General features: G+C 67.8%; 16 protein-coding genes and 1 tRNA gene. 7 read left to right on the forward strand and 10 right to left on the reverse strand.

What is annotated here, in order from left to right; all coding sequences use genetic code 11:
- Positions 1-195 precede the first annotated feature (195 nt).
- The 5 genes from O3X23_RS06180 to O3X23_RS06200 all read right to left on the reverse strand — a co-directional run bounded on the left by O3X23_RS06180 (position 196) and on the right by O3X23_RS06200 (position 2,834).
- Positions 196-597, reverse strand: a complete 402-nt coding sequence (locus tag O3X23_RS06180) for a hypothetical protein (protein ID WP_269270120.1) — start codon at positions 595-597, stop codon at positions 196-198.
- Positions 598-651: 54 nt separating this feature from the next.
- Positions 652-1,119 (reverse strand): hypothetical protein, encoded by a 468-nt coding sequence (locus O3X23_RS06185; RefSeq protein WP_269270121.1) that lies wholly within the window; start codon positions 1,117-1,119, stop codon positions 652-654.
- A 395-nt stretch (positions 1,120-1,514) separates the two neighbouring features.
- A complete protein-coding gene (locus O3X23_RS06190) occupies positions 1,515-1,679 on the reverse strand; it encodes a hypothetical protein (RefSeq protein ID WP_269270122.1) in 165 nt (54 codons plus the stop codon).
- A 216-nt stretch (positions 1,680-1,895) separates the two neighbouring features.
- A complete protein-coding gene (locus tag O3X23_RS06195; RefSeq protein ID WP_269270123.1) occupies positions 1,896-2,456 on the reverse strand; it encodes a hypothetical protein in 561 nt (186 codons plus the stop codon).
- A gap of 159 nt (positions 2,457-2,615) precedes the next feature.
- Positions 2,616-2,834 (reverse strand): hypothetical protein, encoded by a 219-nt coding sequence (locus tag O3X23_RS06200; protein WP_269270124.1) that lies wholly within the window; start codon positions 2,832-2,834, stop codon positions 2,616-2,618.
- A gap of 154 nt (positions 2,835-2,988) precedes the next feature.
- Between O3X23_RS06200 and O3X23_RS06205 the strand changes: the two genes are divergently transcribed.
- Together O3X23_RS06205 and O3X23_RS06210 are read left to right on the forward strand one after the other, a co-directional pair.
- Entirely contained in the window at positions 2,989-3,702 is a 714-nt protein-coding gene (locus O3X23_RS06205) for a hypothetical protein (protein ID WP_269270125.1), read from the forward strand.
- A 1,333-nt stretch (positions 3,703-5,035) separates the two neighbouring features.
- Entirely contained in the window at positions 5,036-5,473 is a 438-nt protein-coding gene (locus O3X23_RS06210; protein ID WP_269270126.1) for a hypothetical protein, read from the forward strand.
- Between the two features lie 529 nt (positions 5,474-6,002).
- Here the strand turns inward: O3X23_RS06210 and O3X23_RS06215 are convergent.
- On the reverse strand, positions 6,003-6,347 hold the full coding sequence (locus O3X23_RS06215; RefSeq protein ID WP_269270368.1) for a DUF1330 domain-containing protein: 345 nt from the start codon (positions 6,345-6,347) through the stop codon (positions 6,003-6,005).
- 479 nt (positions 6,348-6,826) lie between these two features.
- Here O3X23_RS06215 and O3X23_RS06220 point away from each other — a divergent pair, with 479 nt between their 5' ends.
- The gene (locus O3X23_RS06220; RefSeq protein WP_269270127.1) at positions 6,827-7,027 is read left to right on the forward strand and encodes a hypothetical protein; all 201 of its coding nucleotides are present in this window, start codon (positions 6,827-6,829) and stop codon (positions 7,025-7,027) included.
- Positions 7,028-7,052: 25 nt separating this feature from the next.
- On the opposite strand, the gene O3X23_RS06225 is transcribed toward O3X23_RS06220, so the two are convergent.
- Complete coding sequence (locus O3X23_RS06225) at positions 7,053-7,280, reverse strand: hypothetical protein (RefSeq protein WP_269270128.1); 228 nt, start codon at positions 7,278-7,280, stop codon at positions 7,053-7,055.
- A 108-nt stretch (positions 7,281-7,388) separates the two neighbouring features.
- Here O3X23_RS06225 and O3X23_RS06230 point away from each other — a divergent pair, with 108 nt between their 5' ends.
- Positions 7,389-8,471 (forward strand): tyrosine-type recombinase/integrase, encoded by a 1,083-nt coding sequence (locus tag O3X23_RS06230; RefSeq protein WP_269270130.1) that lies wholly within the window; start codon positions 7,389-7,391, stop codon positions 8,469-8,471.
- 129 nt (positions 8,472-8,600) lie between these two features.
- On the opposite strand, the gene O3X23_RS06235 is transcribed toward O3X23_RS06230, so the two are convergent.
- Positions 8,601-8,677, reverse strand: a tRNA-Pro gene (locus O3X23_RS06235).
- Positions 8,678-8,860: 183 nt separating this feature from the next.
- On the opposite strand from O3X23_RS06235, the gene O3X23_RS06240 reads away from it, so the two are divergent.
- The 3 genes from O3X23_RS06240 to O3X23_RS06250 all read left to right on the forward strand — a co-directional run bounded on the left by O3X23_RS06240 (position 8,861) and on the right by O3X23_RS06250 (position 10,727).
- A complete protein-coding gene (locus O3X23_RS06240) occupies positions 8,861-9,151 on the forward strand; it encodes a YiaA/YiaB family inner membrane protein (RefSeq protein WP_269270131.1) in 291 nt (96 codons plus the stop codon).
- Between the two features lie 78 nt (positions 9,152-9,229).
- Complete coding sequence (locus O3X23_RS06245; RefSeq protein ID WP_269270132.1) at positions 9,230-10,075, forward strand: DUF1206 domain-containing protein; 846 nt, start codon at positions 9,230-9,232, stop codon at positions 10,073-10,075.
- A gap of 190 nt (positions 10,076-10,265) precedes the next feature.
- Positions 10,266-10,727, forward strand: coding sequence for a hypothetical protein (locus O3X23_RS06250; protein WP_269270133.1), 462 nt, complete (start codon positions 10,266-10,268; stop codon positions 10,725-10,727).
- A 21-nt stretch (positions 10,728-10,748) separates the two neighbouring features.
- Here O3X23_RS06250 and O3X23_RS06255 read toward each other — a convergent pair whose 3' ends face one another.
- Together O3X23_RS06255 and O3X23_RS06260 are read right to left on the reverse strand one after the other, a co-directional pair.
- Positions 10,749-11,360, reverse strand: a complete 612-nt coding sequence (locus O3X23_RS06255; RefSeq protein WP_269270134.1) for a hypothetical protein — start codon at positions 11,358-11,360, stop codon at positions 10,749-10,751.
- Positions 11,361-11,456: 96 nt separating this feature from the next.
- Positions 11,457-12,731, reverse strand: a complete 1,275-nt coding sequence (locus tag O3X23_RS06260; protein ID WP_269270135.1) for a Gfo/Idh/MocA family protein — start codon at positions 12,729-12,731, stop codon at positions 11,457-11,459.
- Positions 12,732-12,920 lie beyond the last annotated feature (189 nt).

The following is a 12,920-nucleotide window of genomic DNA, read 5'->3' on the forward strand; positions in this document are numbered from 1 at the left end:
CGGTATGCCCGAGCACTGACAGCCCACCGTCCCGCACGCCTTTCAAGTCTGTTTGCCCTGGTCAGGGGCCGATCCACCTGCGTTCACCAGCGTTCAGACCGATCCTGGGCCCCAGTCGCGACGGCGATCCGTACGCCCCTGAACCGAGCCGTACGGCAGCGAATGAGACGGAGACTGAGACGGCCAGGGAGTCGCTCACCAGTCCCGCCACTGGTCCGTGACCGCGTACCGGTCGAGCCCATGCCTGGCGGTCAGGGCTGCGACGTCGACTCCTTGCTCGGTGAGGGCCTCATCGATGTAGGCACACAACCGCTCGCGCTCATCGGTCTCGAAGGCGCCTTCGTCGTGCGCCTCGTTCACGGAGTTCAGGGCTCGGACGACGCGCTCCACCACGGCGAAGATCTGCGCGTCGCCTCCTCCGGCGACCGCGGTCAACTCGGCCTCGAACGTGTCGAGGACGGCATCGGTCTCTAGCAAAAGTCCTTCGGGGAAGAGTTCGGCCATGCACGCGCAGTCGGGATCCAGGGTGCCGGTGGCAAGTTCTGCGGCCTCCTCGGCTACGCCCCTGCGCCAGTGCGTCGTTGGTCTCTCCGTCATGGAGCGGACCGTATAGCGCACGTCTGACAGCGAAGCCCGCTCCCGCAGCTCAGCTCATGGCTGCGGCGCGCCGGCCGCGATCTCGAACCCGGAGGACTCGTCCCACGGAACGGCCTTCCAGATGCTGACCGCTGCGGCCCATATTCGATTCACCAGGGGCCAATCCGGCTTGTCTCCGCTGAGGGTGACGATGGCTAGCAGGTCGCATCCCCAGATGCCATGCTCATCGTTGGGGGACGTGTCGATCACCGACTCTGCGATCTCCGCAACGCCCACGTGTACTTCAAGCATCAGCAAGTCCGCGACTGACCAGTCGGTGGTACTGCTCTTAGTTCCGAGTCTGAACGCGGCCACCGAATCATCGAACGGGCCTAGCGACTCGCCTACCAGAGGTTCGCCGGTATCCAGCAGGTAGTCCAGCAGGCGATCAAGTGCCTCGTCTCCTCTCGCTTCTCCAGAGCGGCAGAAAAAGCTGAGCTGGTAGGCCACGGGTCCCCCGTCGTCCGACGAATGCTCGCGCATCGTAGTCTCCGCTCCATGGCACTGAACGACCGGTGGCTGCTTTCGGCAACCACAACGATGTCTGCACTGCACCCGACATCGGGGTACCCAGGGGGCGTTTCCGCGGCATATGGCTGGAGACACGCGGAGGCCCCGTTCCCAGCGTTTCGCTGGTGGCGTGGTCCTCTGACACCTTTGCCAAGGTGCCCCAGGCAGGATTCGAACCTGCGACACCAGATCTTTAGGAGCACGGGTGTCGATGATCCGCGCTGACCTGCGTGGGGCGGGTGCGGGGCATCGCCCGGTTCAGGCGCCGTCCGCTACCGCGATTCCCCGTCCGATGTGGCACGGCTGTGGCACGCCCGTCGCACCGATCAGCCCCCTTTGGTCGAGCCGTCATGTCCGTCTGTGCGGACTCATCGAATGTCGCGGTCCGTTCGCTGGTCCGCGATCGCTGCCGCGAGTGCGAGAAGCGCCTCGACCTGCGCGGCCGCAATGCCCCACTCTGAGTGGGCGCGGCTGAATTTCATTCCTGCGAGCAGCTCTCGGGCCTTGTTTGCGTGCGTGTCGTAGTCCGCCATGCAGCCCCCGGTGTCTGTGGTCCGTACGTGGCCCAATAGCTCTGTGGAGCTGGCATGAGGCGAGACCAAGCCGCCCGCGGCGACGTGAGGCCCGAAGACACGCGGTTCCGGAGGGCCCTTCGCTCCCAGACGTGCGTGCAGGTCACGGGCACATAACCGACCTGCGAGCGAGTGCTCGTCCACAGATGGTCCATGAACTGCCTTCTGATCTATTGTCTACCTGCGACGCCAAGGCCCTACGCGTCTTGGCCGGGGAGCCGTCCATATCACCTCCCGTGTCACGGCTAGGAACCCCCGTCGGGCCGTGTCCATGAAGCCCTTCGCTGTTCGGTACAGCTCGAGGTTCGGCCAGGGAGCATCGCCCTCGTGGAAGCACACCACCGTTTTGACGTCGGCGAGTCGGTTATCCACCTCAACGGCAGCCGCGTTCACTTTTTCCGGACCGAGCAGGTAGACGCGCTCGAGTGGCTTGCGAACCAAATCCCAGGCCTCTTCCCCGCGAGTATCGATGCTCTCGTAGATCTCGTACCACTCGTGCCCCTCGTTGGCGGCCTCGTCGTAGCGGTCCGCACTGTTGATGATGTCGGCGAGCTGCGTCAGCCCTTGATCGACCGCATCTAGATACGTGACGTACGCCTCTTGGCGTTGCCCGCGGAGCCACTGCTCGTGTTCCACTTGCGCCTCGTCCGTGACCTGTCGGCGGCCCATGAGTACGCCTGCTAAGGCAGCGGCTGCTGCGATGAGTGCCGCGACAACCGTCCCCCACTGTTCGGTCATAGCGACCATCATGCTCAACGCTCGGCTCCGCCAACGCCTCCACGGGCCTTTCAACTGCCAGACCTCTCGATGCGAACTACCGGCGCGACGGTCGCTGAGGTCTGTTGGGCTGGTCAAGCTCGGCGTAGTCGCTCCAACAGACGATGCTGCCGTCATCGTTCAGACTGCCCTGTACCAGTCGTCGTCACCGATGGCCTTGACGATGGCGAGGCCGTGGAACCCGAGAACGATCTCAGGCACGAGCACCTCTTCGGGAAGATCGCCGACCGGGCAGTGGATCACTCTGCGGTCCGTACTGAGCGCTGTGGCTTGCAGGTCGCCGGAACGATCGCGAATCTGCTGAAGGCTCCATCCGGCTGGCAACTGCGCGTCTTCCATGCGGCTATCGTCGCACCCCGTGCCGGCCAGTACCTCAACGCTGCTGTACTGCAAAGGCTCCGGAGGCCGGAGGCGTCCTATCTGTTTGCACAGGGCAGACCTCATGCCCTACGTCCTGCGCCCCGGTGTCAGTCCCTCGTGTCATCATCCTCCCGTGCTGAAGATCCCCGGATACGAAGACGGCCCTCTGGCCCAGGGCAGCGCCTACTTGGACGATCCGCTGTTCTGGCCGGTACACCTAGGAAGCTGCTTGCGCGGTGAGGACGCGCAGCGCGCCGCGTTCGGTGCCGACTGGGACGCGGCCATGCAGCTCTATCGCGTGTTGTCCTCAGAGCGTGAGTGGCCGGTGTTCAGCGTGCCTTTGTCCTCCGGGCACACCATCCACGTCGTCTACCGCAACATCGAGGGCGACCGCGGGGTGGACTACCTGATACATGACCCGGCGTGGTCCGCAGCGGAAATCCTTGCCGTGGATGACGGTCACTTCATGGGGCCCGGCATGGCCTGGCCGGAGTTGCTGTCCGCTGCTCGACAGCCGGCAACAGAGGGCGTTGACGACGCCGACGCCCGTCTCTTGCTGCTTTTCCCGACACTCGGCGACGCGGGACTGCCCGACGACGCGGCCGCCGCTACCATCACTGCCGCGCTCACCGCTCTCACGTTGATCGAAGAGCCCGCTGAAGTGGCGAACACGCTCCTTGAGAACCAGGGCCAATGGGCTCCTGCTCACTGGAGGCAGGCGGACGGCATCTACATCAACGACGGCGGGCACTCATACCGAAACCCCAGCAACGCCTTTGCTCTGCCCGAGGAACATCTTCGAGAGATCAGTAAGGCACTGAACGGCGGGCAAGCGACCGCGCACTAGACATCCGGCTGAAGCCCTGAGCTTGGGAATCACGGGTCTATCACCAAGGAATACCACCTCTGACCTATGGGAACAGGTCATGTCATGTGCTGGATAGCTGACCGCTGACCTCCTCTGTTCCGCGTCATTGCCCGCCGTATCGGGCACGCATCGGGCACGGTTGGTCTTCCGTATTGACGGCGACGGCGCGGAGGGCCTCATCCCCAACAGCGTCGTACCCACCACCCGTCGTCGGGCGAGGCGAACGGGTCGGGCCAGGTGCGGGCAATGTAGAGGTCATCGAGCGGGACCACCAGGTGGCGAAGTTCCCGCGCGGCCCGTGGCGGAAGGGCATGGATGGCCATTTCTAGGACAGCGCGCTCGTCCGTTGTGTAGAAGGGATTGCACAACGGGCAACCACAGCCGCCTGACAGGGCCTGCTTGGGTTGGTGGGCCGTTCGCGACCACTGCTGCAGGGCGTGGGCTATCGCACCAGGCCAGAGTCGGTCATGTTCGAGGCGCGAGACCGCTCCGGCGAGCTTTCCGGAGCCACGGGGTAGCCCAGGCAACCGCATTTCATGCGGCTGCCGCCTGGGATGACTTCCGGCTACGCGGACTTGGGACGGCCGATTACGCGGCATTGTCCTTCCTGATTTGGCTGTTCACGGGCTCAGCATGCCAGATCAGGGATTTCCTCGCGCCCCTGATTCCGCGTGCGATGTGCCCGCGCCCTCGCCACGATGCTCCTGGCTGCCATCCCGTCTGCCGTCGTCCCGCACACCGTGGAGCGGGCGTGGTTCGGGGCGTCAAGGTGGAGCGCGCCACTGTACGAACGGCCTTGACGCCCTGGGCCGCGACTGCTCGGCTCTGCCGGGAACGACGGTGGACGGGACGGCAGCTCCCACCTCCACCACGAACTGCCCGCGGTCGCCATTCGGGTTTCCGCCATCCCAGAGTCTGAGCGCCCCCGCCGGAGGCTGTCTGTGCCTGCTCGGCTGGCAATCCGCGCAACCGCCCCTGGCCCAGCCCGGACCTGTGATTCCCCCACCTTGTGGGCGCGGACGGCGACCGGCGCGGCCAGCCGGTGGCGCAGACCGCGCCGGGCGACGGCCGGCACCGCCGCGCTGTGCGCGGCCCTTTCCCTCTGAGGAAGACTGCCCTGCCGACCCTGAGAAGCCCGGAGCTACGGGCCAGCGGCGAGCGCAGCGAGTCGCCTTGATCTAGTAAGAAACTCTGTCCCCAAGGTCGCTGAGGCGCCGAGGAACTGCGGTCCTGTACCGATCCGAAGGATGAGCGGCGTACCGGTACTCCACGGGCTACGATCCAGCAGCGACGACGGGGTGAACGGAACATCATGGCGAGTACCAAGGCAGGCCGGACCCGGTGGCGGATCGTCACTGCCATCACTGCGGTGCCCCTGGGCCTGACAGGCCTTCTCATGGCATGGTTCATCACAGACAGTGCAGGGCACGAGGAGCCCACCGACATCAGTTGCGCTGCGGCCATGACGTTCGCGCACGGCACCCTCCCCACAGGAACGACGAACGAGCACTGCCAGTCGTTCTACTGGCAGGAAACCGAAGTCAACGGCACCTTCCACATGCCCCGGGCCGACGTCGAACCCTGGCTCAGCGCCACGTACCCGCAGTTCGAACCCGACGCCGACTGCGCCGAAGACAGGTGCCTGACCTACGCGTTCGGAACATCAGACCTGGCCGACACCGTCAAGCTGTCCATACGGTTCGAACCTGGGACAAGCGCCCGAATCACCCTGCTCGCCCGACAGAGCTAATCCCCCCGGCAACGATGAAGCGTGAGATTCGACAGACCGACCGAACCTCCACCACTCGGTAGAACCGACACCCCACATGCCCTGTCAGAGCCGGATCCCACCTACCGGGTCACGGCCAGCGAGGCAATCGTTCACAGAACTCCGGTGAGAGCCGATTTCAGAGATCCCCATCAACCCGACCAGGAAGGACTGCCCATGCTCCCCTTACCCTCCCCCGCTCTGGCGGACGAGGACCGCCCAACGCGGCTGACCGACCCCGAACTTGCCGCGCTGCGGCACCGCGCCCGCCGTGAGGCCGGGCCGTTCGTGGACCCGAAGGCTCACAGACGGTCGGACCTATTGCTCCCAACAGGTCCGACTCGGTCGGACCCCGGTGAGGGCGCCCGCACGCACTTCCTTCATGCACCCGCTTTGCGGGCGGCGGCCGCCGCGGTGCAGGCGAGCAAGTCGGCGGGTTCGGCCGGCAGCCTGGCGGCTTTGCAGTGAGCGCGCTCCCCGATCGCGGGGCCTTCGAACAGAGAGCCCTGCGTCAGAGCCCTGCTGCTTCGCGCAGACCGGCCGCCGTCTGCGAGGAGTCGTAGTCGGCGGGGACGCCCTCGACCAGAATGACCTCGCCCGCGATGTGGCGGGTGCGCAGCGGGAGTATGGCCTGGTAGGCGTCGGAGGCGTACCAGGCACGAGCCCGCTCGATGTCCGGGAAGCCGATCACGACGACGGTGCCGGGGAAGGGGCCCTCCACCACCTCGACCTCCTTGCCGTGTACGAGGAAGCGGCCCTCGTAGGCGTCCATGGTCGACTGGATCCGCTCGATGTATTCGAGGATGTCCTCGTTCATCGTTTCGGGGCGGATGTGGGCGATGGCGTACGCGGTCATGGTCTGCTCCCCGTTCGGCGGCCCGTCGGTCCGGGCCCGTTGATCCAATTCTGTCAGCGCGGCCGCGGCGATTACCTCCGGGGTCATGGCACCACGGGATGGAAGATGCGCCGGTAGGCGATCGTTCCGATGTTCCCCGACCCTCTAAGGGCCCTCGGCGCGGTGGCCTTCCGGTTCCTGGCCGGTATCGACAAGGGGCCCGGGGATCAGCGGATGAGCCTGCGCCGGCAGGAATGGAACGGCTAGCGTGTCTGGCGGCTGCGGGAACACCGCCCGCAGCGCCCGCCATCGCAACCCCGCGGACGCCGCAAGCCCGGGTCAGTCACCCGCGGCCCATTCACTGGGCTGGGCTGCAACTGTGCACGCGTGGTGAAACCACGGACCAAGCCAACAGCTCCTTCTCCAGACCCAGCATCCGAGTCGAACAAACGCCGCGGCTGCCGTCCCAGCGACCACGGACCAGGCGAGTCTCTCCTCTCATGGGCAAGGAGCAATACTCGGTCGCCATCGACGACTACCAGCGGACGGCTCCATCCCCGCAGCCGGGGACACACGCGCGCAGCGATCACCGCGGCCAGTTCACTTTCCATGAGGCCGACCAGTTCAGCCTCGGAGTGCGCGAGCTGTCTGGGCAGCGCTACCAAGTCGTGGCGCCCGGCAAATGCGACCAGTGCACTTGACGCCCCGCCAAGGGATCCCCGCAGGTCAGCACTCGCTGAGCGTGGTGGTGAGAGCAGGATGAGTGCAGATTGCTCGCTTTTCGTGGCCTTTCACCGAATGATAGGAATGCCAGTTCCATTCTCGGCTTTGGAAGCGATCATCATGCGCTCCGCAGCCCGTCGCGGGCACACCTACCGACGGTGCGGCTGTCGCGATCATCACGGCAAGCAGCTGGGGGCTCGCTGCCCCCAGCTCGATGCCGATCCCGGTCACGGCAGCTGGACCTTCTCTCTCGACCTCCGCTCCCCCGATCACCGACGCCAGGTGGTGCGCCGAGGAGGCTTTCGCGATCAGGAAGCCGCCCGAGCCTCCCTGTACCGGATGCTCGAAGGCCAGGCCGCCGGCTTCACCGCCGACCCCAACGAGACCGTCGCCGACTACCTCACCGCCTGGCTTGAGGACAAGCAGCTCGTCTTCAAGCCCACCACCTACGTCCGCTACCGCGACTACATCGCCCACGACCTGATCCCAGCCCTGGGACAGGTGAAACTCGACGACCTCGCCTACTCCCACATCGCCGCGTTCGCCCACACCCAACTCGACGCCGGACGCGGCAAGGTGACCGTCCACCGCTGCCTCGCTACGCTCTCCAGCGCCCTGGGTGAAGCCGTCCGCCACCACCGCCTCCCCGGCAACCCGGCCCGCCCCACCGTCATCCCCCGCCCGGCAGCAACCGAACGTCACATCTGGACCGTGGCGGACGCCGTCCACTTCCTGTCCTGCTGCCGCACCGCGGATCCCGCCTTCGCGGACTTCATCGAAGTCCTGATCGGCTCGGGGCTGCGCAAAGGAGAGGCTCTCGCCCTGCACTGGGACGACATCCACCTCGACGAACGCGTCCTCTATGTCCGCTACACGCTCTCCGCAGTCGACAACAACCGCCTCGCCATCACCGCACCTAAGACCCGCAGCAGCAAAGATTGGGTCGCCATCTCCCGACGCGTCGCCGACGCCCTGCAACACCGCGCTTACGACAAAGGTTCCGCAGCCACTCGCGCGCCGCACGGCGGCTTCGTGTTCCACCGCCCCGACGGCCAGCCCCTCCACCCGCAATACGCGCTGAACCACTTCCACGACCTCTGCCGGGCGTTCGGCGCGCCCCGCACCACACTCCACGACCTGCGTCACCTCGCCGCCACGATCTCCATCAACGCCGGCGTGCCCCTGACCGTCGTCTCCAAGACCCTGCGCCACTCAACGCTCTCCACCACCGCCAACATCTACAGCCACCTCACCGCCCCCGCAGCCCTCGACGCCGTCAACACCATCGACCGTGCCCTCACCACAGCAAGCGACGCCCCGGCCCAGGGCCCCCACCGGCCATCGATCTCACCAGCCGACCACACACCCCGCAGCCACAATCAACTCACCGTCACCAACACCCCACTGCAGAACGCCGCGTGACCCCACGACGCCGGCGACCCCGGAGGCCGGCACTCACCACCGATATCACCCCGCCCTCACCGGACGCAGAAACGCGGAAAAGGCCGTCTTCGCATTTCTGCGAAAACGGCCTCCGACCTGCGAAAACGCTGGTCGGGACGACAGGATTTGAACCTGCGACCCCTTGACCCCCAGTCAAGTGCGCTACCAAGCTGCGCCACGTCCCGGTGCTCGGTCGTTCTGGGGTTTTTTTTCCCCGGACTGACCGCGCATGAGAACAATACCGCACTTGGGGCGGTGCCTGCTCACGCCTTTGGGTCGGCGGGGCGATCTTGGTGAGTAGGGGGGTGGGGGGAAGTTTGAGTAGGTGTACTCATGTGGCGTGGGCCACAGTTGTTCAGGCTGGGGGCATGACGAATCCGATACAGCAGCAGACGACGGCCGCGTACTTCGCGCAGGCGGCGATCTCGTTCGCGATCGCCCTGGGCAGCATGGCGGTGGGGGTGGCGTATCTGCCGGTGGGGGCGTGGGTGCGAGCGTTTCTGGGGGTGGGGTTGCTGTACCTCGTGACCTCGGCGTTCACGCTGGCCAAGTGCGTGCGGGACCGGCAGGAGGTGGGGCAGGTGGTGAGCCGGGTGGATCAGGCGCGGCTGGACAAGCTGCTCGCGGAGCATGATCCGTTCCGGGTGGACGGGGTCTGAGACCGGGCCGCGGCGGCCGGGCGGGCGTTTCCGGGGTTGGGGCCGGGGCAGACGCCCGTCCGACGAGGGAGGTCGGGCGTGGATGCTTCGATAGGGCGGGCTCGGGCAGCAGGCCGGGGCGCCGCGAACGGTAGTGCGGTCGAGTGGGCGGCACGATGGGGGATCGCCACCCGCGGGGTGATCTACCTGCTGGTCGGCGCGCTGGCGATCCAGGTCGCCGTGGGCGGCAGCGGGAAGCAGGCCGACCGTGGCGGCGCCGTGGAGCAGATCGCCGGGCAGCCGTTCGGCAGGGTCATGGTGTGGGTGGTCGGGCTCGGGCTCGTGGGCATGGCGCTGTGGCGGCTGTCCGAGGCGCTCTTCGGGGCTGCCGGGGCCGACGGGCACAAGGCCACGAAGCGGCTGGCCTCCGGTGGCCGGTTCGTGTTCTACACGTTCGCCGCCTATTCGGTGATCGCTTTCGCGCTGGCGAAGTCCGCCTCCGAGGGCGCCAGCCAGGGTGGGTCGAGCGACAAGCAGTCCAAGGACTGGACGGCGAAGGTACTGGACTGGCCCATGGGCCAGTGGCTGGTGGGAGCCGCGGGCGTGGCACTCGCCGCGGCCGGTCTGTGGATCGCGGTCCGGGCGGTGCAGCGGAAGTTCCGCAAGCACCTGAAGCTGGGCGAGATGTCCCAGCGCACCCGCCAGGTGGTCGAGGTCCTGGGTGTGGCCGGTGGGGTCTGCCGGGGCATCGTCTTCGCCACGGCCGGCGGGTTCGCCGTGGCAGCGGCCGTGAAGTACGACCCGAACCAGGCCAAGGGGCTCGACGACACCCTTCGGACCTTCCGGGAGACACCGGCCGGGCCCTGGCTCCTGGTGGCCATCGCGGTGGGGCTGGTGCTGTTCGGCGTGTTCTCCTTCGCCATGGCACGGTGGCGCAAGATCTGACGCAGTGTGGGTCGGGACGATCCGGTGGCGGTTTCCGCGCCGGGTCGTTCTGCGTTCGCCGTACCTCTTGTGGCTGACGGGCGTCCGTCTCAAGAGGGGGGCCTCAACCGTTCTCGCGGGCGATCCCCTGGGCCCTCGCGGCGTTCAGGATGGGCGGAAAGAGTTCGCTCACCCGGAAGGACACCTCCGCATGCCCACCAAGAAGCCCGTCGTCCTCGGACTCGCCGTCGGCGGTGTCGGACTGGTCGTGGCGGCGGCACTCACCGTGCCGCAGGTTGTGGACTGGTACCAGGGGCGCCACCTGGCGGAGGCCGAGTACTCCTCCGGCGGCGAGGCGAAGAAGGCCCGGGACTCGGTGCCGCGCTGGCTGCCCGACGAGGCCACGGCCGTGAAGTACCGGATGTCGACCACGGGCGGCGACCGGCTGCTGAAGGCGACGCTCGCCGACGGAAAGCTGCCGGCCGGGTGCAGGGAGGGCGCGGGCGGCGGGCGGGCCCACCTCCGGGCCGACTGGTTCCCGAAGGGGACGGATCGGGAGGGAACCGCGGCGTGCGGGGCCTACAACGTGGTGCTCAAGGGCAACGATCTGTACGCCTGGCAGGACCATGCCGACTGGGTCAAGGCGAACCAGGCCGGTTCCGACGCGCCCTGAAGGCTCGCCCCATGGGGCCCGTCAGGCCTGACCGCGGGGAGACGGGAGCGGCGGGCTTTCCGGGGCCGGCGGCGTCTTCGCGTCGGGTGCCACCGGCGGATCCGGCGCCGGGGGGCGGACGTCGTCGCCGGCCTGGGGGCCCGCCGGGTCCGCGGCCCGGGCGCGGGTGCGGTTGGCGCGGCGGACGGCGTCGTCGGCGCTGTTCTGGGCGCCGAGCGAGCCGAAGTAGAAGCCGGCGACGGTGGCGAGCACCGTCATCAGCGACGTGACGATGGTCTTGCGCAGGTCGCCCGCGTCGCCGCCCGAGGAGAGCATCGCGACGGCCAGGGCGAAGCTGACGAGGGCGAGGATCAGTACCGCGATGATGCTGCGGGTCAGACCGCGAATCCCGCGCGGTTCGCGCATGTCCCGCAGCAGTTCGCGGACGTCGCTGTTGGTGGCCGCCTGGCCGATCAGTTCGTCGGTGAGCTGGCGGCGCCATGCGGTGGCCTGGCGGATGTCGATGATCAGGGGCAGCACCGCGATCACGGCGATGACGATGACGACCACCGCGATGAGGACGAATGCCCACGGCCCCTTGAGGCCCGGAATCGGTTCGGCCGCGATCATCCCCGCGTCCGCCAATTCATCCATGCGCATACCTGTCGCCCCCATACCCACTGTGACCGAGCCTTCACCCCTGGTTCCCGAGTGGGGGATGATCCCAGCGCTGGACGTCAATCGTCAAGCTCAGAGGGGGAGTTGGTGCGCGGCGAAGTAGGCGACCAGCTCGGCGGCGGGCGGCTGCACAGTGCGCGGGGTGCCCCCGTCGCGCAGCGAGGCGGTCGCCTGGGCTCCGGCGGCGACCGCCATGCGGGCAGCGATGGGTGAGGTGTCGGTGGGACCGCCGTCGCGGGCGAAGCGCAGGAACTCGTCGATGAGGAGCGGGTCGGCGCCGCCGTGGAAGGCGTTGTCCTGGAGGTCGGGTACGGGGTGCACGGCGTCGGCCTCCGGGCGGTAGTCCGAGCGGCGGGTGTTCCAGACCTTGACGACGGCCCCGGGCCCGTCGCCGAAGTTCTCCAGGCGGCCGGCATCCCCGATGACGGTGTAGTTGCGCCAGTAGTCGGGGGTGAAGTGGCACTGCTGGTAGGCAGCGAGGACGCCGTTGTCGAGGCGCAGGTTGACGAGCGAGACGTCCTCGACGTCGATCACGGGATTGAGGTCCCGCTGGGCGCGCGGCGGCCAGTTGTCGTCGCCGAGCCAGTCGGCGGCCTTGGGCTCGCCCAGTGCCCGGCGGTCGGCGTCCGGCCCGCCGTAGACCATGAGGTCGCCCAGCGCCTGGACCTGGCGGGTGTAGCCGCCGGCGAGCCAGTGCAGGACGTCGAGGTCGTGCGCGGCCTTCTGCAGCAGCAGACCGTTGGTGTACTGGCGCTCGGCGTGCCAGTCCTTGAAGTAGAAGTCGCCGCCGTGCCCGACGAAGTGCCGCACCCAGACGGTCTTGACCTCCCCGATGTCCCCGCGGGCGATGAGGTCGCGCATCAGCCGGACGACGGGCATGTGGCGCATGTTGTGACCGACGTAGAGGCGGGTGCCCGTCTCGTACGCCGTCCGCAGGATCTCGTCGCAGCGCTCGACGGTGATGTCCAGCGGCTTCTCGACGAAGACGGGCTTTCCGGCGCGCAGCGCCTGGCAGGCGAGGTCGGCGTGGGTGTGGTCGGGCGTGAGGATCAGGACGGCGTCGATGTCGGGCGAGCCGAGGATCGTACGGTGGTCGTCGGTCACGACCGCGCCCGGGAAGCGGGCTGCCGCCCCGGCGCGGACGGCGGGGTCGAGGTCCGCGACGGCGGTGACGCGCGCTCCGGCGTCGGGGCGGTGCGCGGTCTCGGCGAGGCTGCCGCGCAGGCCCAGCCCGATGACGCCGATCCGGAGGTCGCTGGAGGGGCTCGAAACCGACCGGGCCGAACGGTCCTGGGCCGCGAGGGGGGCGTGGGAAGCGTTGGCGTCCTTCGTACCTGCTTCGGTCATGGGCGGGTCCCTTTCGGAGAGAGCCCCGCGTGAGCCGGGCCGGAGCGGCGGCGGGGGAACGGCGTCGGCGCGGAGCTGCGGCGGGACACACCCGGCGCCCCGCCGCTCCCCCGCCCTCCGACAAGCCGCGATCCACAGTCGGAAATAACGCTTGGCCTCAACCTAGTAACCGCTTACTATCACGGTCAA

The sequence above is a fragment of the Streptomyces sp. H39-S7 genome (assembly GCF_027158205.1).
Taxonomy (GTDB): Bacteria; Actinomycetota; Actinomycetes; order Streptomycetales; family Streptomycetaceae; genus Actinacidiphila.